The organism is Marivita sp. (assembly GCF_051859345.1).
Lineage (GTDB): Bacteria > Pseudomonadota > Alphaproteobacteria > Rhodobacterales > Rhodobacteraceae > Marivita.
Genome location: NZ_JBHYFV010000014.1, coordinates 45039 through 68669, shown reverse-complemented (window position 1 = coordinate 68669; position 23631 = coordinate 45039). Strand labels below are relative to the sequence as shown.

30 protein-coding genes are annotated in these 23631 nt (G+C 60.3%); 19 read left to right on the top strand and 11 right to left on the bottom strand.

The features are described from left to right. Positions 1 to 51: 51 nt before the first annotated feature. From ACTIEN_RS11255 to ubiA, 5 genes are all read right to left on the bottom strand, one after another. A complete protein-coding gene (locus ACTIEN_RS11255) occupies positions 52 to 1233 on the bottom strand; it encodes a TIGR03862 family flavoprotein (RefSeq protein ID WP_439523230.1) in 1182 nt (393 codons plus the stop codon). Beyond that, complete coding sequence (locus ACTIEN_RS11250; protein WP_439523229.1) at positions 1230 to 2558, bottom strand: mechanosensitive ion channel family protein; 1329 nt, start codon at positions 2556 to 2558, stop codon at positions 1230 to 1232. Before ACTIEN_RS11250 ends, ACTIEN_RS11255 begins: the two co-directional genes overlap by 4 nt. 314 nt (positions 2559 to 2872) lie before the next feature. Then, positions 2873 to 3199, bottom strand: coding sequence for a hypothetical protein (locus ACTIEN_RS11245; RefSeq protein ID WP_439523228.1), 327 nt, complete (start codon positions 3197 to 3199; stop codon positions 2873 to 2875). After that, positions 3186 to 5102, bottom strand: coding sequence for an OmpA family protein (locus ACTIEN_RS11240; RefSeq protein WP_439523227.1), 1917 nt, complete (start codon positions 5100 to 5102; stop codon positions 3186 to 3188). The genes ACTIEN_RS11245 and ACTIEN_RS11240 overlap by 14 nt, the downstream gene beginning before the upstream one ends. Before the next feature lie 59 nt (positions 5103 to 5161). Beyond that, complete coding sequence (ubiA, locus tag ACTIEN_RS11235) at positions 5162 to 6127, bottom strand: 4-hydroxybenzoate octaprenyltransferase (RefSeq protein ID WP_439523226.1); 966 nt, start codon at positions 6125 to 6127, stop codon at positions 5162 to 5164. 12 nt (positions 6128 to 6139) lie between these two features. On the opposite strand from ubiA, the gene ACTIEN_RS11230 reads away from it, so the two are divergent. The 3 genes from ACTIEN_RS11230 to ACTIEN_RS11220 all read left to right on the top strand — a co-directional run bounded on the left by ACTIEN_RS11230 (position 6140) and on the right by ACTIEN_RS11220 (position 8888). Then, positions 6140 to 6859, top strand: a complete 720-nt coding sequence (locus ACTIEN_RS11230) for a 16S rRNA (uracil(1498)-N(3))-methyltransferase (protein WP_439523225.1) — start codon at positions 6140 to 6142, stop codon at positions 6857 to 6859. Between the two features lie 64 nt (positions 6860 to 6923). Beyond that, positions 6924 to 7454: a hypothetical protein gene (locus ACTIEN_RS11225; protein WP_439523224.1), complete on the top strand. Its 531-nt coding sequence runs from the start codon at positions 6924 to 6926 to the stop codon at positions 7452 to 7454. 63 nt (positions 7455 to 7517) lie between these two features. Then, entirely contained in the window at positions 7518 to 8888 is a 1371-nt protein-coding gene (locus ACTIEN_RS11220) for a glutamate--cysteine ligase (RefSeq protein WP_439523223.1), read from the top strand. A 40-nt stretch (positions 8889 to 8928) separates the two neighbouring features. On the opposite strand, the gene ggt is transcribed toward ACTIEN_RS11220, so the two are convergent. The 3 genes from ggt to ACTIEN_RS11205 all read right to left on the bottom strand — a co-directional run bounded on the left by ggt (position 8929) and on the right by ACTIEN_RS11205 (position 11578). Continuing rightward, a complete protein-coding gene (ggt, locus tag ACTIEN_RS11215; RefSeq protein WP_439523222.1) occupies positions 8929 to 10506 on the bottom strand; it encodes a gamma-glutamyltransferase in 1578 nt (525 codons plus the stop codon). Positions 10507 to 10824: 318 nt separating this feature from the next. Further along, entirely contained in the window at positions 10825 to 11259 is a 435-nt protein-coding gene (locus tag ACTIEN_RS11210) for an ATP-binding protein (protein WP_439523221.1), read from the bottom strand. Next, the gene (locus ACTIEN_RS11205) at positions 11240 to 11578 is read right to left on the bottom strand and encodes an STAS domain-containing protein (protein ID WP_439523220.1); all 339 of its coding nucleotides are present in this window, start codon (positions 11576 to 11578) and stop codon (positions 11240 to 11242) included. Before ACTIEN_RS11205 ends, ACTIEN_RS11210 begins: the two co-directional genes overlap by 20 nt. A gap of 93 nt (positions 11579 to 11671) precedes the next feature. On the opposite strand from ACTIEN_RS11205, the gene ACTIEN_RS11200 reads away from it, so the two are divergent. Continuing rightward, positions 11672 to 12835, top strand: a complete 1164-nt coding sequence (locus ACTIEN_RS11200) for a thiolase family protein (RefSeq protein ID WP_439523219.1) — start codon at positions 11672 to 11674, stop codon at positions 12833 to 12835. An 87-nt stretch (positions 12836 to 12922) separates the two neighbouring features. Continuing rightward, entirely contained in the window at positions 12923 to 13381 is a 459-nt protein-coding gene (locus ACTIEN_RS11195) for a GAF domain-containing protein (RefSeq protein ID WP_439523265.1), read from the top strand. Between the two features lie 626 nt (positions 13382 to 14007). Here the strand turns inward: ACTIEN_RS11195 and ACTIEN_RS11190 are convergent. Both ACTIEN_RS11190 and ACTIEN_RS11185 read right to left on the bottom strand, forming a co-directional pair. Further along, positions 14008 to 14505: a hypothetical protein gene (locus tag ACTIEN_RS11190; protein WP_439523218.1), complete on the bottom strand. Its 498-nt coding sequence runs from the start codon at positions 14503 to 14505 to the stop codon at positions 14008 to 14010. Beyond that, positions 14502 to 15182 (bottom strand): LexA family transcriptional regulator, encoded by a 681-nt coding sequence (locus ACTIEN_RS11185; protein ID WP_439523217.1) that lies wholly within the window; start codon positions 15180 to 15182, stop codon positions 14502 to 14504. Before ACTIEN_RS11185 ends, ACTIEN_RS11190 begins: the two co-directional genes overlap by 4 nt. Positions 15183 to 15519: 337 nt before the next feature. Between ACTIEN_RS11185 and ACTIEN_RS11180 the strand changes: the two genes are divergently transcribed. Then, positions 15520 to 15666, top strand: coding sequence for a hypothetical protein (locus ACTIEN_RS11180; protein ID WP_439523216.1), 147 nt, complete (start codon positions 15520 to 15522; stop codon positions 15664 to 15666). A 14-nt stretch (positions 15667 to 15680) separates the two neighbouring features. On the opposite strand, the gene ACTIEN_RS11175 is transcribed toward ACTIEN_RS11180, so the two are convergent. Beyond that, positions 15681 to 16250, bottom strand: coding sequence for a hypothetical protein (locus ACTIEN_RS11175; RefSeq protein ID WP_439523215.1), 570 nt, complete (start codon positions 16248 to 16250; stop codon positions 15681 to 15683). A 317-nt stretch (positions 16251 to 16567) separates the two neighbouring features. Here ACTIEN_RS11175 and ACTIEN_RS11170 point away from each other — a divergent pair, with 317 nt between their 5' ends. From ACTIEN_RS11170 to ACTIEN_RS11110, 13 genes are read left to right on the top strand one after another with little or no spacing between them, the layout of a single operon-like run. After that, positions 16568 to 16819: a hypothetical protein gene (locus ACTIEN_RS11170; protein WP_439523214.1), complete on the top strand. Its 252-nt coding sequence runs from the start codon at positions 16568 to 16570 to the stop codon at positions 16817 to 16819. Then, positions 16812 to 17666, top strand: a complete 855-nt coding sequence (locus ACTIEN_RS11165; RefSeq protein ID WP_439523213.1) for a ParB/RepB/Spo0J family partition protein — start codon at positions 16812 to 16814, stop codon at positions 17664 to 17666. The genes ACTIEN_RS11170 and ACTIEN_RS11165 overlap by 8 nt, the downstream gene beginning before the upstream one ends. Then, a complete protein-coding gene (locus tag ACTIEN_RS11160; protein ID WP_439523212.1) occupies positions 17659 to 19812 on the top strand; it encodes a transposase domain-containing protein in 2154 nt (717 codons plus the stop codon). Before ACTIEN_RS11165 ends, ACTIEN_RS11160 begins: the two co-directional genes overlap by 8 nt. After that, a complete protein-coding gene (locus ACTIEN_RS11155) occupies positions 19809 to 20585 on the top strand; it encodes an AAA family ATPase (RefSeq protein WP_439523211.1) in 777 nt (258 codons plus the stop codon). The genes ACTIEN_RS11160 and ACTIEN_RS11155 overlap by 4 nt, the downstream gene beginning before the upstream one ends. Then, positions 20585 to 21127, top strand: coding sequence for a hypothetical protein (locus tag ACTIEN_RS11150; protein WP_439523210.1), 543 nt, complete (start codon positions 20585 to 20587; stop codon positions 21125 to 21127). Before ACTIEN_RS11155 ends, ACTIEN_RS11150 begins: the two co-directional genes overlap by 1 nt. Further along, positions 21112 to 21501: a hypothetical protein gene (locus ACTIEN_RS11145; protein ID WP_439523209.1), complete on the top strand. Its 390-nt coding sequence runs from the start codon at positions 21112 to 21114 to the stop codon at positions 21499 to 21501. The genes ACTIEN_RS11150 and ACTIEN_RS11145 overlap by 16 nt, the downstream gene beginning before the upstream one ends. Next, positions 21482 to 21745 (top strand): hypothetical protein, encoded by a 264-nt coding sequence (locus ACTIEN_RS11140; RefSeq protein WP_439523208.1) that lies wholly within the window; start codon positions 21482 to 21484, stop codon positions 21743 to 21745. Before ACTIEN_RS11145 ends, ACTIEN_RS11140 begins: the two co-directional genes overlap by 20 nt. Then, on the top strand, positions 21742 to 21975 hold the full coding sequence (locus ACTIEN_RS11135; protein ID WP_439523207.1) for a DNA-binding domain-containing protein: 234 nt from the start codon (positions 21742 to 21744) through the stop codon (positions 21973 to 21975). The genes ACTIEN_RS11140 and ACTIEN_RS11135 overlap by 4 nt, the downstream gene beginning before the upstream one ends. Continuing rightward, entirely contained in the window at positions 21972 to 22295 is a 324-nt protein-coding gene (locus tag ACTIEN_RS11130) for a hypothetical protein (protein ID WP_439523206.1), read from the top strand. The genes ACTIEN_RS11135 and ACTIEN_RS11130 overlap by 4 nt, the downstream gene beginning before the upstream one ends. Next, positions 22288 to 22530, top strand: a complete 243-nt coding sequence (locus ACTIEN_RS11125) for a hypothetical protein (RefSeq protein WP_439523205.1) — start codon at positions 22288 to 22290, stop codon at positions 22528 to 22530. The genes ACTIEN_RS11130 and ACTIEN_RS11125 overlap by 8 nt, the downstream gene beginning before the upstream one ends. Continuing rightward, a complete protein-coding gene (locus ACTIEN_RS11120; RefSeq protein ID WP_439523204.1) occupies positions 22531 to 22761 on the top strand; it encodes a hypothetical protein in 231 nt (76 codons plus the stop codon). Further along, positions 22758 to 22973 (top strand): hypothetical protein, encoded by a 216-nt coding sequence (locus ACTIEN_RS11115; RefSeq protein ID WP_439523203.1) that lies wholly within the window; start codon positions 22758 to 22760, stop codon positions 22971 to 22973. Before ACTIEN_RS11120 ends, ACTIEN_RS11115 begins: the two co-directional genes overlap by 4 nt. Beyond that, positions 22954 to 23616, top strand: coding sequence for a DUF3164 family protein (locus tag ACTIEN_RS11110; RefSeq protein WP_439523202.1), 663 nt, complete (start codon positions 22954 to 22956; stop codon positions 23614 to 23616). Before ACTIEN_RS11115 ends, ACTIEN_RS11110 begins: the two co-directional genes overlap by 20 nt. Positions 23617 to 23631 lie beyond the last annotated feature (15 nt).

The following is a 23631-nucleotide window of genomic DNA, read 5'->3' as shown; positions in this document are numbered from 1 at the left end:
TTGCTGCCACCTGACACGCACCAAGTTGACGTGTCACGCCCCAACGTCACGTCACGGACGGTCATATTCCGCCGCGTGCCGCCCGGCCCAAAGGCCTGTCGCGAAACAGGCGGTCAGCAGATACCCCCCGGTCGGCGCGTCCCAGTCAAGCATCTCTCCGGCGCAGAACACTCCCGGACAGTCGCGCAGCATCAGAGTATCGTCCAACGCATCAAACGAGACCCCTCCAGCGGTCGAGATCGCCTCGTCCATCGGGCGCAAGCCGGAATGACGAACCGGAACCGCCTTGATCACCTGCGCCAATGCCTTGGGGTTATCCGGCAAAGGATGCACGAACTCCCGCAGGATGGCTTGTGCCGCCAAAGACAGCTTGAGAACCCGACGCAGATGGTTCGACAGGCTTGATTTGCCTTTGGGTTTCGACACCCGCTCTGCCACGGCTTGAATGGACAGATCAGGCAACAGGTCCAAAGTCAGCGCAGCACCTTGACGCAAGGCCGGAGCCAGCGGATAGACCCCACCGCCTTCGAGACCCCGTTTCGAAATCACAACCTCACCGCGCGACACCTGATCGCCGGCATGTAACGCAATATTCTTTAGTGGTGCACCAAAATGCCGGTCCATGTGGTTTGACCAAGTAACATTCAATCCGACATTCGATGGCTGAAAAGGCGTCACTGCGATCCCGTTCTCTGCGAAACGCGGTGCCCACTGCCCATCCGATCCAAGCCGCGCCCAGCTGGCCCCACCCAGCGCAAACACCGTCACGCGCGGGGTCAGCACACGGGGGCCGTCGGGCGTGTCGAAATGATGGATATTGTTTTCCCAATCGACCCAGCGCCAGCGCGTGTGCCGCCCCAACCCAAGCCCGTCCAATCGCTCCAGCCACGCCCGCAAGAGCGGCGACGCCTTCATCGCGTGGGGAAACAGACGCCCGGTCGATCCGGTGAAGGTGGTTTGCCCCAAACCTTCGGTCCAGGCCTGCACCTCTTCTGGTCCAAATGCCTTGAGACAAGCGCGCATCGTCGGGTGCAGACCCATACCGTAGGACGCCAGAAACGGCCCGAACGGCTGCATCCTTGTCAGGTTCAAGCCGGACTTGCCCGCCATCAGGAACTTGCGCCCTATGGACGGTTTCGCTTCGACCAGCGTGACCGTGCGACCGCCTGCCAAAAGCGCCTCTGCCGCCATCAGGCCCGCAGGCCCGCTCCCGATGACCAGCGCATCCGTCATTCCGCCGCGGGTGCGTTGCGGAGTTCGACAACGCGGTGGGGATAGGGGATTTCGATATTGTGCTCTTTCAGCGCGTTCCAGATCAGGAACAACACGTCCGAGGCATATTTGTTCTTGCCGTCGTCGATCCCGTTGACCCAGAACTCGACACCAAAATCAATGCCGCTGTCTCCAAAGCCGCGCAGTTCGACATCCGGGGGTTCAGGCTCGTTCAGCACGCCGGGATGGGTGGCGACGGCTTTTGCCACGATGTCGGGGACCAGGTTGATGTCGGTGTCATAACTCACCGAAAACGCCACCTCGATCCGGTTGGCGCTGCCCTGATCGGAATAGTTGATGATCCGCGTGGTGATGAAATCCTCGTTCGGCACCACGATCCAGCGGCCATCAAAGGTCTCGAGGATCATCGCCCGCGCGGTGGTCTTGACGATGGTCCCGGCCTGTCCGCTGTCCAGTTCGACAAAATCACCAACAGTCGCCTGTCCTTCGAGCAGCAGGATCACGCCTGAGATATAGTTTGATGCGATCTTCTGAAGGCCGAAGCCCAGACCCACACCAATCGCACCGCCGAGCACGGCAAGAGAGGTCAGCGGCACACCCATGATGTTCATCAAGAGAATGAAGGCGAGGCCGAAGATGAACAATTCCGCCGCCTTGGCCGCAAGCTGGCGTGTGGCAGGACGCATCGCTTCCTGGCGGCTGAGGAAGGACGCCGACTGATCGTTCGACCAACGCCCCAGCCAGAACAGGATCACCCCCGCCATCACCCCGCGCAACAAAGCCATGACCGAAAACGAAATGTTGCCGAGCGAAATCATCGTGGCGTTCAGCCGTTCGGTCAGCGGATCAAGCAGATCAAAGGCATAAAGCACCATCACGGGCAGCAACACGAAGCGCCCAAAGATCTTCAGGAACGGATCCGACACGATGTCCCGCACGATGATGCGCGCGGCAAGCACGAGGAACAGACGTTTGCCAAAGGCGATCACCGCGCCGGATCCGAAAACCGAGCGGATCACCTGTTCTCCGATCCCCGCCAGTGCGTAGGCAAAGACCGGAAGCAAAAGCGGGACGAACAACAGCAGGTAATGCCTCAACTTCGACAGGATGCTGGTGCTGTCCTTGGAGGGCGTCAGAAGATTGATCAACGGTTTGCGTGCGCGCCGGGCCAGGACCACCGCCGCAAGATAGACCACGACAAGGATCGCGAATTGCGACCAGGCGGCGGGCATCAGCAGCCATGTCACCGCGATCTCATAGCCTTGCAGCACAAACCCCAATGCCTTTTGGACAATGGGGGGCTGCGTGGACAAATCCCATTCCATGACGATTCCCTTGAATTTTCGCCGCGATGTTTCAGCTAAATGCCTTGACCCTCGTACCAGCACAAGCCTCGCGCGCCGGAGGTTCGACCCAGCGACCAAACCTGATCCGATCTGCCCGTTGTGTTTGCGCCCGATTCCGACCGGTGCAAGACAGATAGGTCAACACCTGCACCCCATTGTTTCGCGCGCGAAACATTTGGTCCGGTCCGGCCCTATTAACCTTTGTCACAACGATTTCTTAAGGGTGGTGGTCAAGAATCTTCGTACGAAGATTCTCAGGGAGAAGATTTTTCGTACGAAAAATCTTTTCCGGTTCAGCCCGCGCTTATGCGTTCGACATAGGCGCGCATTTCTTCCGCCTCATGACGTGCATCGCGCAGGCCTTCCATGGCCGCGGACAGCTCGGCTTCGGTCTGGGCCAACTGGTTTGTCAACTCGGCTTCGCGCTGCTGCAGATAGGTGATCGCCTGATCGCGGGTTTCCTCGGCCTCGTGAAGGTCCTGGCTCATACGCTCCAGCTGATCCATGTCGGCCTGACTGACACGGGTAAAGCGATGCACCAGCCAGTTCGCGAACCACCCCAGGCAGAACGCGACAAAAAGTATGATCGCAGTTGTGATGACAAACTCAGTTCTGTTCATCGCTGGAATCCTCTGCGCCGTCGGTCTGTAATGTTTCGTCTGTTGGCGCGGATTGTTCAATGCTTTCCAGCGTGGTTTCTGTCTCAGGCACCGGTTCAGGACGTCGCAGTTTGAATTCGATCCGGCGGTTGGCCTCACGGCCTTCCTCGGTGTCGTTGGTCGCGATGGGCTCTTCTTCGCCAAAGCCGCGCACTTCGTAGCTTGCTGTGAGAACGCGTCGCTGGCGCAGCGCATCGACCACCGCCTGCGCGCGTTCCTGACTGAGCTGCTGGTTCATCACTTCGCGGCCCTGGCTGTCGGTGTGACCGGCGATCACCAGCGGGATGTCTCCACACAACTGCAACAGTTCGGCTATTTCATCCATGATGTCGCGGGTTGCCGAGTCAAGCGTGGCCGAACCCGGTTCAAAGGTGATCTTGCGGTCCCCGATGATCTCGACGATTTGCGACTCGCATTGTTCCGGAGTCGGGATTCCCAGAAGCGGGTCCAACTTTTCCTGATAGACGACGTCGATTTCGAAGCCTTCGGTCTCGCCCAGCTTGTCGGCCAGAAGGCCCGCAATTTCAGAGCTGGCGTTCTGGTCACCGGTGTTGCCATTGATCGACAACGCCTCGGGCGTCACACGGACGGCACCGTTCGACAGGCGCGACAGCGCTTCGAGACCCGCCAGAACCCGGCTTGACCAGTTTGCCGGAAGCGTTTCATCCACCCGTGCAGTGGTGCGCACCGTCGACGATCCGAACGCGGCGCGGGCAAAGCTGTCGGCGGTCTGGCGCGCGATTTCGCTGTTGATGCGGCCGCGCAATTGCACGTCGCCTTCCGGGCTGCGGGTGGCAATGAATTCGGGGATGCCTTCGGGCGCAGCCGAGGGCGGTTTGGGCAGCGTGGCTTTAACGACAAAGACTTCCGGCAGGCCGTTTTCCAACTCTCCGACCACGCGATCAAACAGGTCCGGCTCGGTCCCTTCCAACGCAAACAGCGCGACGTCGGAATCGGCAAAGGTGATTGTACCACCACCCAGCGTGTCGATGGCGCGGATCCCCATGGCGGCGGCGGCTCCCCATTCGTTGGTCGGGGTCCCCAGACCCAGACGACACTCCACCTTGCCTTCAAGCCCGGCTGCTGCCGCAGCAGACAGGATCTCGGCGCGGTCTTGTTCCGTGGGTGCGGCACAGGCATCGAAGCGAAGCCCATCTGCGTCCTTGATAAAGCGCAGCGTGAAAGGCGAGATGACCGGGCGCGGAGCGGTGATGTCAAGCGCGAGTCGCACCTTGCCGTCGGCGCGGCGGGCCAGATCGGCTTCGACCTGGCGGCGGATGTCTTCGTTCCCGACCGCGCCCTTGATGATCACACGCCCAGGTTCGATTGAAATCTTGGAGCGGTCAAGCACCCGCAGAACAGACACGGCGTACTCCAGCGAGTCATCCCAGCCTTCGGGTACGGGATAATCCGCGACCTCCAGAAGGTCCGATATCGGCGCATCGGGGACAGCGCGCGAGATGTCGTTGACCAATTGGTCGCGATCCGTCGCCGCTGGAAGCAAACCGATCATGGACACGCCACTGTCATTGCGCAGCAATTCGATTGAAAAGCGCGGGGGCGCGATGCCGTCCGTGTCGACAATATCGATCTGATCGATCACGCGGGCGGTGTCGACTACCCGACCCGCCGCGCTGAGTGCCTGAAAGCGGGCGGCCTCGGTCGGCGCGGTTCCGATCAGGAACACCTGTAGCCCGTTGGTGTCCACATCCGCCCATGTCAGCGCATCGCGGTCCAGTTCCGTGCGAACCTCCCGTTCAGAACTTTCCTCGACTGCACCGGCGGCAACCCAGGCGGCCCCCAGACTGAGGGCCGCTGCGACGGCAAAGGCACAGAAGAGAATGAAAACAGAAGACAGGCGCATCAACGTTCCGCGTCAGATGAAGGTGCCAAAGCGATACGACGCAGCGCCGGGGAGTGCAATCATACGAAAACTGCGATGGCGAAAAACAGCACAGGGATGAGTCCGGCATTCCGGTTGGAGCGGAACAATTCCAACAGACGGCCATTGTCGTCAAGCTTTAGCCGCCGCATCTGCCACATCATGTGCCACCCCATCGCCCAAGGCCCCCCCAAGGCAAGCACCAGCGCAAAAATCTCGCCACTGGGCGCGGCAAGGATGATCGCAAAGCCCATCAAGGCAACGGTCAGAACCAGAAACCATGCAAGATATTTCGGGGTTTCGTCCCCAAACAGGCGGGCCGTGGATTTCACCCCGATCAATGCGTCATCCTCGGTATCCTGATGCGCGTAGATGGTGTCATAGAACAGGGTCCACGCCATGCCTGCCACATACAAGAACACCGCTGGCCATTGCAGTTGCCCGGTATGGGCGGTCCAGGCCAGCAATGCGCCCCAGTTGAAGGCAATGCCCAGGAAGATCTGCGGCCACCATGTAAACCGTTTGGCAAACGGGTAAATCGCAACCGGAACAAGAGCGATGATCCCGAGGAGAATGGCCTGTATCGGAAAGGTGATCAGAATGCAGAAGGCGATCAGAGACTGGATCACCGCCCAGACCAGCGCCTGCCTTGCGCTCACCTGCCCAGACGGAATGGGCCGCGACGCGGTGCGCGCCACCGATCCGTCGAAATCCCGGTCGGTGATGTCGTTCCAGGTACAGCCCGCGCCGCGCATCAGGAACGCACCTACTCCGCAGCCAAGAACAATCCAGGCATCAAACAGGCGCACCTCGCCAGTGTGCAGCATCGCCAGAAACACCCCCCAGACGCATGGAAGATACAGCAACCACGTCCCGATCGGCCGATCCGCACGGCTCAGCCGCAGATAGGGCCGGGTCCACCTTGGGGCATGGGTGTCGACCCAGTTTCCCGTGACGGCATCAGCGACCTGACCGCTGTGGTCTGGTGTTGTGTGCGGGCCGGGCATATGTGTTGCTCCATGAGTGCGAAAGTCAGGCTTTTTGTAGATCAGCCGCTCGGTGCGGCACAACCGGTTCCTCTGACACGGGAGCAGGCGCATTACCTCTTTGGTGTGATGCGGCTGGACGTGGGTGCGTTTGTCGCGCTGTTCAACGGCACCGATGGCGAGTGGCAGGCAGAGGTGGCCGAGGCGGGCAAACGCAAGGGCATTCTGGTGTGCCGCACGCAGTCAAAACCGCAAAGCGTGCCGCCGGACGTGTGGCTGCTGTTTGCCCCGATCAAGAAAGCCCGTACCGATTTCATTGTCGAAAAAGCCGTTGAAATGGGTGTGCGGCGCATCGTCCCGGTGCAGACGGCCTTCACCAATTCCGAACGGATCCGGCAGGATCGACTTCAGGCGCACGCGGTAGAGGCGGCCGAGCAATGTGGCGCGACCTTTGTTCCCGAAGTCGGCGATCTGACAAAGCTGGACCGACTTTTGACCAATTGGGACAGCACCCGCCAAATCGCGTTCTGTGACGAAAGCCTTGTCGGTGAAACGGGTCGCCTGCCGGACGCGCCGGGGCCATGGGCCATTCTGATCGGACCCGAAGGCGGGTTTTCCGAGGCGGAACGCACGCGGCTGCGGGCGTTGGATCACGCAACGCCCATCAGCCTCGGACCCCGTATCCTGCGGGCCGACACAGCGGCGGTGGCGGCGCTGACCCTGTGGCAAACGACTTTGGGAGACTGGGCATGACGCATTTTCAGTCGACCGAAAATCGCACATCCGTCGACGGATGTGCCACCTTGGTGGCCAAGCCATGAGCTTTATCCGACCCGATGCCCGCGCCGTTCTCCTGCGCTGGCGCGAGGCGCTTGTGGGTGGGGCGATTCTTTTGCTTGGCCTTTACTGGAGCCTTGGCGTCACACCCGGACTGCTGTCCTGGGTCGGCTATCTGGCGCTGTTCCTGGGGGCCGCCCTGCTGTTCGCCGGGTTGCAACGGGGCCGCGCCAGGATGGGCGGGGGTGGGCCGGGGGTGGTTCAGGTGGTTGAACGCCGCATCGGCTATTTCGGGCCACTCAACGGCGGATTGGTGGATCTTGATGCGGTCACGTCGCTTAGTCTTGATCCAACGGAACACCCGTCGCATTGGGTCATCACCCACGAAAACGGGCCTGCCTTACATGTGCCTGTAAACGCAGAAGGCGCGGATGTCCTGTTTGATGCGTTCGCCAGCCTGCCCGGTCTCAGCCCCGGACGCGTCGCTTCGACCTTGAAACACGAGGGCACCAAACCAATTGTGCTCTGGCGCAGGTCTGACCTTCGGGAACGCATCGCGCGCCTGCATTGACAGCCCCTCGAATTCAGCCCAAGGCTGACCCCGATTAAAGAGCAGCAAGACCGGAGATGCGCCATGTCCATTCCACAGTCCGGAGGCGGGCCCATCGAAAACGAGGCCCAACTGGCCGAGTATCTGGCAGACGGCTGCAAGCCCAAAGACGACTGGCGCATTGGCACCGAGCACGAGAAATTCGGCTATTGCAAAGACACGTTGCGCCCGTTGCCCTATGAGGGTGAACGGTCCATCCTTGCTGTTCTGGAAGGGATGCGGGACACGCATGGCTGGTCGCCTGTCATGGAAGGCCCATACCTGATCGGTCTCGAAAAGGACGGTGCGAACATTTCGCTGGAACCGGGTGGTCAGCTTGAACTGTCGGGCGCGCCGCTGGAAACCATTCACCAGACCTGTGACGAGGTGAATGACCACCTGCGCGACGTCAAGGATATCTCTGACAGGATCGGCGTCGGGTTCATCGGCCTTGGCGCGGCCCCGATCTGGCGGCATGAAGACATGCCCCTGATGCCCAAGGGGCGTTACAAGCTGATGGACAGCTACATGGAAAAGGTCGGCACAGCCGGAACAACCATGATGCGCCGGACCTGTACGGTGCAGGTGAACCTCGACTTTTCGAGCGAAACCGACATGGTGCAGAAGATGCGGGTGGCGCTGGCCTTGCAGCCGGTGGCGAACGCGCTGTTTGCCACCTCGCCGTTTTTCGAGGGCAAGCTGAACGGCCACAAAAGCTGGCGCGGCCGGGTCTGGCGTCATCTGGATGATGCGCGCACCGGGATGTTGCCCTTCGTGTTCGAAGACGGATTCGGGTTCGAAGCCTGGGTGCAATATGCGCTCGATGTGCCGATGTATTTCGTCTATCGCGACGGGGTTTACCACAACGCACTGGGACAGTCGTTCCGCGACTTCCTCAAGGGTGAATTGCCTGCGATGCCGGGAGAAATCCCGACCCTGTCGGATTGGGCAGATCACCTGACGACGATCTTTCCGGAAGCGCGGGTCAAGAAATTCATCGAAATGCGCGGTGCCGATGGCGGCCCGTGGCGCCGTCTGTGCGCATTGCCTGCCTTCTGGGTCGGCCTGACCTATGACCAGGGTGCGCTGGATGCGGCGTGGGATCTGGTCAAGGACTGGGATGCCGAGACCCGCGAGAGTTTGCGGGTTGCCGCGTCTGTTGATGGGCTTCAGGCCGAAGTGAACGGGATCAGGATGCACGATCTGGCCCGCGAGGCGCTGGCAATCTCGGAAGCCGGGCTGGTGGCCCGTGCCCGCCCCGGCGCGGGTGGTCTGGTCCCCGATGAGACACATTTCCTGAACGCGCTCAAGGAAAGCGTCGAGACCGGAAAGACGCTCGCCGATGAACTGATCGACCATCACAATGGAGACTGGAACGGCGTTATCTCGCGGATTTACGACGAATACAGCTATTGAGGCCTGACGTCGGGTCTGAGCGGGGAAGAGCCTTCCGCGCTCAATACCCGATGGCGCACCCATCTTTGCGCGGGTCCGAAGCGCCTTCCAGAACGCCATGTTCGTGGATCAGGATCGCCTGCGCACCACCAATGGCCGCTTCCGGCGTGACAACATCGTGTCCCATGGCCGTCAGCCTGGCACGCACGTCATCGCCATAGCCACGTTCCATCTTGAGCTGGCCTTTTTCGGCAAAACACCGTGGCGCATCCAGTGCCGCTTGCGGCTCCATGCCGAAATCCGTCATGTTGCTGACCACCCGAGCATGGCCCGTAGGCTGATACTGGCCGCCCATCACGCCAAACGGCATGGTCACCCGGCCTGCATCCCGCAGGATGGCCGGAATGATCGTGTGCATCGGGCGCTTGCCGCCGCCATATTCGTTGACATGCCCCGGCTGCAACGTGAACCCGGCACCCCGGTTCTGGAACAGGATTCCGAACTTCTCGGACGCGTGGCCCGAGCCGAAATCATGGAAGATCGAGTAGATCAACGACACGGCCATGCGATCCCGGTCGACCACGGTGATGTAGATCGTTTCCTTGTGGACCGATTCGGCCAGGGCCGCCGGTCCGGTCATCGCTGATTTGGGATCAATCAGCATCGCCAGTTTTTGCGCGGTGTCCATCGACAGCATGTGATCCAACCGGGTCATGTGATCTGCATCCGCCACAAACCGGTTGCGGGCATCATAGGCCAGCTTGGTCGCCTCGGCCTCGATATGAACCCGCTCTGCACCAAACGGGTCAAGCGACGCCAGGTCGAACTGGGACAGGATGTTCAGCAGCAGGATTGCTGTGGCGCCCTGACCATTCGGGGCATGTTCCAACAACTCGCGCCCCTGGTAGCTGCCGCTGATCGGCTCACCGATGGTGGCGGCGGTGTTGGCAAAATCCGCCTCGGTGTGGACACCGCCCAGCCCGTTCAGGGTCTTGAGCATGTCTTCCGCAACCTCACCGGTGTAAAATCCGTCCCGCCCGTCTTTCGCGATGCGCCGCAACACCTCGGCATTGCCCGGAAGCCGGAAAAGATCGCCGCGTTTCGGGACAGCCCCCTGCACGAGGTAGTGCGACCGTCCGTGACCATTCAGAAGATGCGCGTTGTTCTTCCAGTCCCAGGCAACGCGCTCTGCAACCGGCAGGCCGGTTTCCATGTAGTCGATTGCGGGCGCAAGGCTGTCGGCAAGGCCAAGGCGGCCCCACTTTTCCGACATCATGCAGAACGCATCCACCGCGCCGGGGATCGTTACGGCTTCGGGGCCCTGAAGCGGTATGGTGTCGTGCCCGGTCGAGCGAAGATCATCGGCTTTTGCCGCAAGTGGCGCGCGACCCGATCCGTTCACCGAAACCACGTCGTCTCCGCCTGCAGGTGAGATCAGCGCAAAACAGTCACCGCCAAGCCCGGTCATCGCCGGTTCCGCCTGTCCCAGAATCACCGCGCCAGCGATCGCTGCATCCATGGCGTTGCCGCCGCGTTTCAGGATGTCGACTGCCGCCTGCGCCGCCAGAGGGTGCGATGTCGCGCACATCCCGTTCGTCGCCATCACCGCCGAGCGGCCCGGCATCTGGAAATCACGCATAGCCCTTGTCTCCCTATTTTCCGGTCAAAATAGGCAGACACGAGGAGAGGTCAATCGAATGATGCTGTTGGGGGGAAGTAGTACCTCGACGCCGTACACTGGGTGGGGGCTGTTAATGGCACGGCGCCGAGGTGAAGCTATTTGCAGCTACCCTTACCTTTTGCCTGTGAACCGCGTCCAAAATTCGGAGTGATTGAGACCTTAATTGGGCATTGTTCCAAAAATCGGAGACAGAAGCATCTGAAATAGCTTGATTAATTCCAACTTTCGAACAATCTGACTAAAATTGACAAAACTGTGGCAGGGTGATTTTGCGGCCTAGACGTTCAGGATCAACCACAAGTGGTTCTTGCCGTCTTCGCGGGCATAGCGAATCTCGGAAACCAGCGCGCGAATCAGGAACCAGCCATACCCGCCTTCCGACAGGCTTGTCGGATTTGGAAGCGTTCCGTCTGGTGGGGTGCCATCCGACAGCGCGTGACCCCAATCCGTCAATTCGATTTGCAGAGCACCACTGCGTCGGCCCATCCGGACTGCCACAGCCCCTTGATCAAGGTCACGATAGGCGTGTTCGGCCACATTGTTCAGCGCCTCGGCAAGCACGATCTGCACTGTGTCGCGCAGATGAGCGCAGTCTGACCGTGCGAGCGCGCGATTGACCTGTGACAGGATCAGCGGAGTCATGTGGTCCAAGGCAGGCAGGCACAGGTCGACCATCAAGGAGACGGGTTCGTCAGCCGTGCCCAGTGCCAACGCCCTGTTCCGCCGTCTCGTGGATCGTAAAGATCGTGTCCATCCGGGTCAGGCGAAACACCTTCTCCACAATCGGTTGCAACGCCGCGAGTTCCAGGGCTTGTCCGGGGCGCAGTTGCTTCATGGAGGCCACAACCGCGCCCAGCCCGCTTGAATCGATAAATTGGACCGACTGCAGATCAAGGATGAACCGCCCATCCTGCCGCGCGGTCAGGGACCGCATGTCTTCCTTGAATTGCAACGCGGTCGGCGCGTCGATGCGCGACGCATGCACACGGATCACGGTGGCAGTGGGGGTCGCTTCTACAGTCAATTCCATAAGGCCTCGGCAGATTGATATGCAGGGCACCCTAGACGCCAATCCTTACCATCCGGTATGCAAGGGCCACATGCGCATTCAGGGGGGCCAAACATGTCAGAGGTTGTGATCACAGGTGCCGCGAGAACCGCGATGGGCGGTTTTCAGGGCGCGTTCTCGAACGTCACGGCATCAGAGCTTGGCGGCACCGCGATCCGCGCGGCGCTGGAACAGGCCGGACACCCGGCGGTGGACGAAGTGCTCATGGGCTGCGTCCTGCCTGCCGGTCAGGGTCAGGCCCCCGCACGTCAGGCAGGATTTGCCGCCGGACTGGGGGAAGACGTGCCTGCCACCACTCTCAACAAGATGTGCGGGTCCGGTATGAAGTCGGCGATGATGGCTTTTGATGCGCTTGCTTTGGGCCGCGCCACCACCATCGTTGCAGGCGGAATGGAATCGATGACCAACGCGCCCTATCTGCTCCCCAAGATGCGCACTGGCGCGCGGATCGGCCACGCGCAGGTGATTGACCACATGTTTCTAGATGGTCTGGAGGACGCCTATGACAAAGGCCGCCTCATGGGCACTTTTGCCGAAGACTGCGCCGAGGCGTTCCAGTTCACCCGCGAAGCACAGGACGAATATGCGTTGCGCTCGTTGTCAAACGCGCTCGACGCCCAAAAGTCCGGTGCGTTCGACAGCGAAATCGCAACCGTCACGATCTCGACCCGGACGGGCGACGTCAGCGTGATGCAGGACGAACAGCCGGGCAACGCGCGCCCGGACAAGATCCCGCAGTTGAAACCGGCGTTCCGGAAAGACGGCACCGTGACCGCAGCCAACAGTTCGTCAATCTCGGATGGCGCGGCGGCGTTGATCCTGACCACAGCCGACGCGGCGGGCGACACGGCGCGCGCGCGCATCGTCGGTCATGCCAGCCACGCCCAGGCCCCCGGCCTTTTCACCACCGCCCCGGTGCCTGCAGCGCAGAAACTGCTGGATCGGATCGGTTGGAGCAAAGACGATGTGGATCTGTGGGAGGTGAACGAAGCCTTCGCCGTCGTACCCATGGCATTCATGCATGAATTGGGCCTGTCGCGCGAAATCGTGAACGTCAATGGCGGCGCTTGTGCTTTGGGCCATCCAATCGGTGCCTCCGGCGCACGCATCATCGTGACGCTTCTCAATGCTTTGGAAAAGCGCGGTCTGAATCGTGGTGTCGCTGCGATCTGTATCGGTGGTGGCGAAGGCACAGCCATTGCCATCGAACGCCTCTGACCCCTCTGGGTCAAAAAAATCCCGGAGGAGTCGGCGTTTGGGGACGGAAGCAGAACCCGCATTCCCGGTCGAGCAAAAGGCCCGATGATGAAAGTTGACTATCCCACTCTTGCCAAGACAATTGCCGCGCTCTGTGAAGGTGAAAGTGACGCGGTCAGCCTCATGGCCACGCTTGTCTGCGAGGTTCATCACTCCGATGACCGATTTGACTGGACCGGCTTCTACCGTGTCGCCGGGCCAGAGCTTTTGAAGATTGGTCCGTATCAAGGTGGGCATGGGTGTCTTGTCATTCCGTTTTCGCGCGGTGTCTGTGGGGCTGCGGCCCGCACCGGGCAGGTTCAGCTTGTCCCGGATGTCGAGGCTTTTCCCGGACACATCGCCTGTGCATCATCGACCAGGTCGGAACTTGTGCTGCCGGTTTGGAATGGCACGGGTCGGTTGCTCGGCGTTCTGGACATCGACAGCGATCAGCCGAACGCGTTCACGCAAAGCGATGCGGATGCGCTGGCGGACATCCTCGAGAGCAGTTTTGCTGCTGTACTCTGAACGGCGTCCCTGAGCGCAGATGTGGTCGCCGCGATTCAGGATCAAACGCAGGACTTACGCGAGGCCGATGAAGGACAGAATCGCCAGAACGATGACAACGAGACCAACAATATAAATGATGCGGTTCATGGGGGTTCCTCTTTCTTGCTTGCGTGCCTTTTCAACTGCCGGGCTGCGGATTGGTTCCCTTGGCCTTTTCGCGCAATTCATACGAGTGTTAGGTGACAGACATTCTTTCAGTGATACCGGAAGACCCCGTATGAGGCCGGAAGATACCGGATAGGCCAATGAAATAAGGGGTGTGAGGCGATCCGTCGGGCACCGTGAGCGGGATGGCCAATGTTTTTCAGTAAACGCCATTTAGGCCCATTTGGGCGCTCTGAGGCGCTCCGCGTGGCTGGATTGTAATCCAAGGCGCAGAACCGCGCAAACCCCATTAAATAAGGGTTTAACTGGCCCTTGAAGAGGTCGTTAAAGGCAGATTTCGGCCTCTGCGTGGACCGCGAAAGTGGGACGTCGGCGGGAAAGTTGCGCCAAAGCGTCCCACTTAGCGATTATAGACGAAATATCAAATGCATAGGGTACTACGGGCGCGATATGTGCTGAGTCTAAGTGGGACCTGTTTTTCAGTCCGGCAGGCCAATGTCCATGAAGATAGGCTGGCACACTTGCGACGTCATAGCTGTAACCCAATCGCGACCGTATAGGCTGTTGCAAGCCTCTACCGTCCGTAGAGTGACAGCTTGCCTCCGCGCCGATTGCTCCTGTCGCAGACGGGCCTCGACATCATCCTTTCTCGCCTGCTCTTCGCGAGCAGATTGAAGCTTGTCGCGGCGCGATTGAAGAAGCGCTTCGTATTCCGCGTCGGGTAAGAACTTTGATGAACTGTGGTCATATCGCATCGGCTCACCCTTTGCTAAGGAAAGGCATTTTTCAGCCTGGAATATGCCTGCGACTAATTCGTTCTCTCGCTCGATCCGCTCGGCCGCAGATTTTATTCCGGCGCGATCTCCCGCCGCAATCGCGTCGGTGCAGTCGGCTATTGGGCTGCGAGCTGAGGCCGGCGTTACCGCAAGCAGAACGCTGCAACTGCTAACAGCAATAACCAAAATGAATTGTTTCATGTCCTATCACTTCCTGACCAACTTCTGCCTGTCCACACCACCTCACCGATGATCGAAACATTTTCAAGATCGTGGTCCTTGATCACGCGGCTTGCGTGATCGGGATTATCGCTTGTCACAAACAGGATGCCATCATCGACCATCTCAAGGCGCTTTACAAAAAGATCATCTCCATCGCGGAAAGCATACACCTTCTTCGAGTTCACCTTGCGGCGGTTGTGATTGACCAGGGCAATAGAGCCAGAACGTATCGTCGGAGACATACTGTCCCCCTCCACATATATCAAAGACGCGCGATCCGGGTTTACGCCATGACGTGACAACCAAGGGAGTGGAAATCCGAGGCTTGAGACGATTTCGACGTCGAGAGCAAAGCGACCTGGTCCGGCCGAAGCTTGAACATTGTGCAACGCAACGAAGGCGATGTCTTCGTTGTTAGAGCCTGATGCTTCAGTTCTCGCGGTGCGAGATGGTCCGACATAGAATTCCAAGCCTAACGCGATCGCAATCTGGCGAGCAGTCGAAAAATGAGGCCCGCTATTCGAGGTGGACCTCAAGACATTTCGAATAGTGTCTGGAGCTAATCCAGCACTTTTTTCGATCGCAGCAGGCTTTATGCCGAGCTCTGCGAGCCGGTTTCTAACGATGTCTGCAAAGGAAAAATCAAGGTTGCTCACGATTCGGTATTTTTACCGCAAAAATTGACTATTGCATACAGGTAGTTTTACCATCTATAAAGACGGTAGAGTTACCGGAGTAACCAATGATAATCGAGCAAATCCTAAGGCTGGCAGAGGCATACGCCGCCCACCAAAGACTGTCGTTGAGTACAGTTTCCAGCTACGCCGCAAACGATGGGAAGCTGTTCCCAAGGATGAAGAACGGCGCGGGTTGCACCGTTCGCCGCGCAGTCAAACTAGTTGAGTGGTTCGATCAAAATTGGGCCATGGACCTCGAATGGCCGTCTGACATCCCGCGTCCGTCCACAGAGAAACCCAAGAAGCGGAGGGTCGCATGATGGCGCGCGTGGCTCAGTTCCTGCGCGCGGCCAAGCGGGCCGAGGCGCGAATTTCAGACAGTCTGCTGGGGGATGCGATCGGCGCGATCTGCGTGATGCTGATCGGTTACGGCATCATGATTGCCGCATGGGTGCTGCAATGAGCGGCGCGATAAGTTCAGCGCGCCTGAGTGGCCTTCCTTCTGGCCTTTCGCTCTTTGATTTCAATGGCCTTTGGGTATTCGAATCCCTCGAACGAGACAAAGCCTGCAAACGGCTTATGCCACCACGGGATCACGAGACGTTGGTCGCGGTCCCATTCCATGGCGTCGATCGTGTCATTGTAGGCTTTGGAGTCGATCGCCTTCAGCGCGGGGGTTTCATCGGCAGTAATGCGTATCATCCGACTGTACCATTCGGCAAGCTGATCTTCGCTTGGAGCGATCACCCCCTCAATGTCGGCGAGCAAGTGGTAATATTCGCGTTGAAGGGCTTGATGGTCGCGAGCTGCTCGACCGAAATCGAAGACGAGCTGCAGAGCTCCGACAATAGCTATTGCAGCGCCGATGGCTTCGGGCGGCACGCGCAAGTCGAAGACTGTGATCAAGTCGGCCACGGCCGCCGTGCCAAGGACGATCACCATAAAGTTGAAGAACCTGTTGATCCGTTCCAGGGATCGACGCCGCGCGACGTGGTAGAGAGCGTTGCGCAGGACATTGAAGCGGATCAGGTCAAGGTTCTCTTTCATCAGGTCTACTTTTTCTTGGGCGGCGGCGCCGGGGACGTAGGTGCCGATGGTTGCCTCGGTCCGACATGGGTACCAGGGCTGGGTTGTCGTGGGCCCATCGAGTGGATGCTCATGTCCCTACCATCATCCTGTGGAACCATCAGCGCTTCTTGGACTTTCGTTTCACGTTCGTTCTCAGACATCGAGATCGTCTCCGATTGGGTGTTACAATTGGGGTCGTCAGAGGCTGGCGGGTGCTGTGAACACCCGTCAGCTTCGCCATACTACCACACGATGCGGCTTCAGAGTCAACGACCACCACATTTGGGGGTGGCGGCATGAAGCATCGGAAGCTGGGTACGAACGCCACCTTGCAACGCGTTCTGAAGGTGCTGCGGATCGCACGAGGCCAAGGTGATGGCAGCATCACTACCATGCAGATCAGCAAGCGCGCCAAGATCCTCGCCGTCAATTCTGTGATGGCCGAACTGCGCGAGAACGGTTGCCAGATCAGCTGCGAACAGCGCCGAGATGTCGATGGCAAGCCGCGTTGGCACTACCGCCTTGAGAAGGAGCCGAAGAATGGCTGACAAAGCGCGCATTGAACCCATCGACGTGGCCGCAATCAAGGTCGGGCAGCGCACCCGCTTCGTCTCCGAGCAAGCGATCTCGGTCCTGACGATCTCTTACGAGGATCAGGGCGGCTTCACCACACCGATCCATGTGCGCAAGGACAAGGATGCCTACGAGCTGATCGACGGGGCGCACCGCCTGGAAGTCGCCAAACGTCTCGGTCTGGATACGATACTTGCCCGCATCTGGACCTGCTCCAAACAACAGGCGCGGTTTCTGGAAGTGGATGCCAATGTTTCCCAGGCGGACCTGACACCGGTGGCGCTGGCGCGGAGCCTCGCCCTGCGTCACGAGGCCTATGTCAAGCTGCATCCTGGTACTGCACAGGGCCATGCTGGCGCGGCTGCCCGCCACGGGTTGCAAACGAAGGAATTTTCGTTTGCAGACTTCGTGGCCGAAGCGCGGGGACTGTCCACGCGCCGAATTCAGCAGATCATCAAAGCAGGCCAAGGCCTCAGCGCCGAAGAGGCCGACGCGTTGGAGAAGGCACCACGCCGGATCACCGTTGACGATCTTTCCGAACTGTCTGCCATCATTGAGGCAGAGGAACGCGACTACGTCCTCAAGTCACTGGTGAGCGGCGACGCCAAGAAGGCCACTGCGGCGCGCAAGGCATGGAAGGCCGAGACCGGTGAGGCTCCGACCCCGGCAAACCAGACAGAACAAGCCTTTGCTCGTTTGAGCGATGCGTGGAAGCGCGCGCCGAAAGCTGCGCGCACCCGGTTCCTTGAGGCATTCGCAGCGCAGATCGACGAAGAACTGAAAGAGCGGTTCTACGACGACGCGGAGGGCGACGATGCGTGAGCCCGATCAGACATGGTGGAGCGCGGCTGAGTTGGCCGAAGCTGCACTGCCCGACCTGCCCGGCACCAAGCGTAAGGTCAACGAAATGGCCAAACGCGATGGCTGGGATGTCGTTAAGGGCAAGGTGCGCCGCCGCAAGGCGAAGGGTGGTGGTCTCGAATATCATTGGACCGTCCTGCCCATGCGCGCCCGGCTCAAGCTGTCCAGACAGGCGGGCGATCCCACGCCATCGGCGGAGAAGGAGCCCGTGTCTTCGGCCGATGCCTGGTCGGTTTATGCGCAGGTCAAGGATAATGCCAAGGAAGAGGCGCAGCGCCGCTTCAAGGCGCTCAAGTCGGTCGATGCTTTGGTGCGTGCCGGCCTGACCCGGTACAATGCAACGGACGAGGTCGCCAAGGATATCGGTGTCAGCGCCCGGACAATCTGGAACTGGCATGATTTCGTGATAGGGGTCCCGGCCGACGACTGGCTGCCGTACCTTGTGCCGCGCCACCAGGTCGCCAAGCGCAAGTCCCGGAAGGCGGAGATCGATCCCGAGTTCTTCAAGATGGTGAAGAGCGCCTATCTCAGCCCGTCCCAGCCGCCTCTGACGGCCTGCTACGACTGGACCTGCGACTGGGCGATGAAGGAGGGCATTCCGATCCCCCCGATCCACCAGGTGCGGCGCCACTATAAGGCAGCCGTCTCCAAGCCGACAGAAATTTACTGGCGCAAGGGCTCGGAAGCGTTACGGCGGTTCTATCCCCACCAGACGCGGGACAAATCCGCCATGGTGCCGCTGGAATGCGTCCAGGGAGACTATCACAAGTTCGACGTGTTCGTGGCATGGCCCGGCGAGGAAAAACCGGTACGCGTGCAGGCGGTGTTCTTCTCGGATGTCTATTCTGGCAAAGTTCTAACCTACCGGCTAGACACCACCGCCAATAGCCACACGGTGCAGGTTGCATTCGGCGACCTGGTGGAAAGCTACGGCATTCCACAGGCCTGTCTGCTGGACAACGGCCGGGAATTTGCCGCCAAGGCGATGACCGGCGGCACACCGACGCGGTTCCGCTTCAAGATCACGGACGAGGACATCCCCGGCCTCCTGACACTGATGGGGGTCGAGGTCATGTGGGCCACACCCTATTCCGGCCAATCTAAGCCGATCGAGCGGGCCTTCCGCGACCTGTGTGACCGGATCGCCAAACACCCGGCATTCGAGGGCGCCTATACCGGCCACAAGGTCGACGCCAAGCCGGATAACTATGCAAGCCGGGCGATCCCGTTGGAGGACTTCCGCAAGGTGGTCGAGCGCGAGGTTGCCAAGCACAATGCGCGGCCGGATCGGCGCAGCCCTGTTGCGATGGGCAAGTCGTTTAACGAGGTGTTCAACGCCGCCTACAAGACATCGCCGATCCGCAAGGCGACCGAAGAGCAACGCCGCCTGTGGCTGCTGCGCGCCGAGGGTGTTCGGGCCAACAGCAAGAATGGCGCGGTCTCGCTCTACAAGTCCGACTATTGGTCGGAATGGGCGTATCGCATTGCTGGTCAGAAGGTCGTGGTGCGGTTCGATCCGGACGATCTCTACGAGGGTGTCGAGATTTACGACCTGGACGGAGCCTACCTCGGGTTCCTCGGGCTTCAGGTCGAAGGCCCCTTCCGCAGTGTCGAAGGCGCCAAGAACTTCAACAGCAAGCGCAATTCATACGCCAGGGCGGAGCGAAGGCTGGCGAAGGCAGAGCGCGAACTTAGTGCTGCCCAGATCGCCGCGCGTTTGGATGCCAGTGGCGCGGATGCGCAACCCGATGATCTGCCCGAGGCGGATATCCTGCGGCTGCCCACGCCCCACCCTGCCGCACCAAGGGCGCGACGACACCAGCCTTCAATCGACCAGGTCGAGGCAGAGGAGCGCGCAGAGGCACAGATCACCAGACTGGCGGAGCGTCGTGCGGCCGCCGATGCATCGAAAGAGGAAGACGAAGAGGATCCGCGTGTCCGATTTGAGCGGGCACAGGCATTCGAGACAGCACAGGACGAGGGTCACGCACTGACGCCGGAACAGGCGGCTTGGCTCACGGATTACCAGCTGTCCTCGGAGTATCGCGGCTTCGCGCGCATGGCGCGGGCCATTGGCAAAACCGAACAGGATAGGAGCAGCACATGAAAGCTCGGATTGCCGAACTGCGCAACGTTGGCGCATTTCTGGGACTATTGGAACGGGTGGTGACCCGACCCTATGGCCTCGAAGGCATGGCGGTGTTTCACGGGGCCTCAGGCCTTGGAAAGACAACCGCTGTGATCATCGGAGCCACCGAATTCAAGGCCCGTTGGGTCGAAGTCGGGTCGAACTGGACCAAGAAGCACATGCTTCAGAAGATACTGCAGCAATACGGCGTGAAGCCGCCGCGTGCCTCGATTGCGGAGCTGACCGACATCACTATCGAGACGATGCTGGTCAATGACGTTCCGCTGATCATCGACGACGCACAGTATTGCCTGCAGAAGGGCATGATCGAGACCGTCCGTGATCTTTACAAGAAGACGGAAGTCCCGGTTATTCTGGTTGGTGAGGAGGCGCTCCCTGCCAATCTCACCCGCTGGGAGAACATTCATAACCTGCAGCTTGCCTGGGAACCCGCCATCCCTTGCAACGTGGCCGATGCGCGGCGTCTTGCAGCGATCTATGCGCCTGACATCGAGGTTGGCGAAGACCTGCTCAAGCGCATTGTCGAAATCACTCACGGATCGACGCGGCGCATTGCTCACAACCTTGCGGAAGTTCAGGAGAAGGCCCGGCACACTGGCATGAAGCATGTGAGCCTTGCCGAGTGGGATGAGCGCCGCCTGTTTTCGGGCCAGCCGCCCCTGAGTGTCACCCGGCCAGTAGCGTCTGTGACGGGGATCACCCCGCTTCCGCGCAGCAAGAGGGCGGGCTGATGCGGCAAAAGGAAAAAGACACATGGACCCGCGTCTCGGAACTGGACGAGTTCTGCGCCGCGAGCCTTGCCGAATTCGGTGTCCCTCTGGAGACCGCGCGCGGCTATCTTGCGCGTTGGGAGCGGGATCGGATGATCGCGCTCGTCCGGCAGGGTGGCGACGGAACGCTGATCTATGCCCCGCTTCAGAGGGTGGCATCGCCGGACGGAGCCAAGCCATTTGCAATAACCCCCGAGAACAACATGTGGACCGCGATGCGCGGGCTGCGCGAGTTCACAGCTGCGGACCTTGCCGCCTACGCATCCAACGGCGGGATCGACGTGTCGGAGGCGACGGCAAAGACCTATCTGACCCACCTTCTCGACGCGGGATATCTCAAGGTGTTGCGGCGCGCGATCCCCGGCAGGCGACCGGCCCAGTATCGGTTGCTCAGGAACACCGGCCCCTTCGGCCCTTGCGTCAAGCGTGTGAAGGTGCTGGCCGACCCGAATACTGAAGCATTGTCGGTCTACGAGGAGGCGTCGATATGGCAGCGCTTCTGACATCCCTGGACGCATGGGGCGAGAACTTGCCCGACTGGGTGCGCGCGCTGGCAGAAGCCTGCGAAGCATCCAGCCAGAACAAGGTGGCCCAGCAGCTGGGTTATAGCGGCGCGCTGGTCAGCAATGTCCTGCGCAACCGCTACCCCGGTGACCTCCGCGCCGTGGAGAACATCGTGCGCGGAACTCTCATGTCCGAAACCGTCGCGTGTCCGGCGTTGGGCGAACTGTCGCTGGCCGATTGCCAGCACTGGCGGCGCAAGTCCCGGACACCAACCAGCGGCAATTCGCTCGACAACCGCATGGCCCGTGCCTGCCGCAAATGCCCGATCAACACCAAGACAGAGGATGCTCCCCATGTCGAACCTACCGATTGAACCCACGCAGGCCGAACAGGTCAAAAGCGACATTGTCGCCGCCCGTGCCGAAGGCCGCGCCAATGCCGCCCGTGCAGAGCACAAGCCGCTGGCCGCGGTGGCGATCTGCCAGGCGTATTTCCGGATGGTTGCCCAGATGGCGATCAAGAGCCCGGATCCCGACGACGCGCTTGATCGGCTGCTGGCCATTCACAGGGACTCGGCTCGGATCGAGTTGAGGACATTGCGGGAGGCCGGGCTATGAAAACGGAAGCAGACGCCCATCAATTCAACGACATCCTCAAGCCCTTTTATGTGCGGCGGGAGCGCCCAAGTTTCCTCCAAGCATACCGGTTCGCGGTTCGGATTGCGAAAGCTCAGGGCATCCGCGTTCCGTCCCCGCAAGGCGCGAAGCGAGAGCTTCTGGCCTCGATCACTCGGGAGGACGAAGCCATTCTTCGTGACCGCAACGACCATCGGGAGGCAGGGCTATGAACGAACTGCAGACCCGCGTTTGCGATCTGGCACAGAAGCGCGTGCCGCCGCGCCAGATCGCATCGATCCTGAACGTCAATGTCGACAAGGTCTATTCGGCCATCCGCGCCCTCAGAACGGCGGGCGTGGATATCCCCGAGTTTTCGAAGAGCTCTCCCAAGCGGGAAGTCGGTCCCGAAGCGCCCAAGCCGCTGGTGATCGGCCTGCGCCTGCATCGGCTGCTCCAGTACGCCGCCGAGAAGCGTGGCGTCAGCCCCAATGATCTGGCGCGCGATCTGATCGAGACCGCGTTGCTCAGAAAGGCGGCGCAGGATGGCTGAGCGCTGGAGCAATGCCCAGATGTACCGGCTTGCCCGGTCGGGTGCCGTGAAATGTGACATCGGCGGCATTCGGGGCGCGACCCTGGTCAGCACCGAAGAGCAGCTTGCCATGGCCGCTGTCCTGCTGACCTCCGGTGCTCTGCCGACGCAGGCGCAACTGAACCAGATGATCGCGGCCGAGGAGATCGAGGACGCAACGATCGTCACTGAAACCCCGAAGGCCAAGGAGGCTTGAATGACCGATTACAGTTTCGAGAATTATGTGAGCCGCGATGCCGTGTCCGGTGAACTGGGCCAGAACGAGGAGCAGTTCGTCTACGTCATCAGCCAGGCGATCTTGGATATCGATCTCGATGAGGCCATCGAATGCGGCGAACTCAGCGGCACCGCTGAGAACTATCCCGACGACGTCGTCAAGAAGCTCAGGCAACTGGCGGACGCGATCGAGGAAGGGAAGATCACATGAAGTGGGATCGCGAGTTTGAAGACTGGCTCGTGAAAGCACGTCTCGTGCTGGGCCTCGTGGCCAGTGCGACTTTCGTTCTCGCGGCCATCATTGGTTTTCTGGAGGGACGTCCGTTCTGGCAGCTCCTCCTTTGCCTCGCTCTCTCATGGTTTTTCATCGAGCACTCACGCCGAACAAATAGGACATCGAGCAATGACACGCCAACCAACTGACTTCACTCCCGCGCCCGTCCCGACCGGGCGGCGCACGGTCAACGGCACCGAGGAAATCCAGCGTTCCGATGGCGGCTGGATCCCGGTCGAGATGGCCAAGGCCACCGACCTGCTAATGGACGAGGTGGTCCGCAAGATCATGGGGTACGCCATCGCGCTCAGCGACCAGGTGGCGCGCTTCAAGGGCCACACGGTCACCGATCTCGGCGAGTTCGAGGCACTGCTGGAGCAGGAGTACAATTCCGGCGTCGGCGGAGCGAAGGGCAACAAGACCTTCCTGTCCCATGACGGCAAGATGAAGGTCCAGGTCCAGGTGCAGGATCACATCGACTTCGGCCCCGAGCTCCAGGTCGCCAAGGGGTTGATCGACCAGTGCCTGAACGAATGGTCGGCAGATGCCCGGCCCGAGATCAAGGCCATCGTCACCCGCGCCTTCAACACCGACAAGGCAGGCCAAATCAACCGGTCGGAGATTTTCATGCTCCTGCGGCTCGACATCACCGATGCGCGCTGGCGCCATGCCATGGACGCGATCCGCGACGCCATGCGGGTGGTCGGCTCGAAGACCTACATCCGCTTCTACACCCGCCCCTCGGCCGACGCTGGCTGGGAGGCCGTCACTATCGATCTGGCGAAGGCGTGAGCGGGGTGAAAAAGT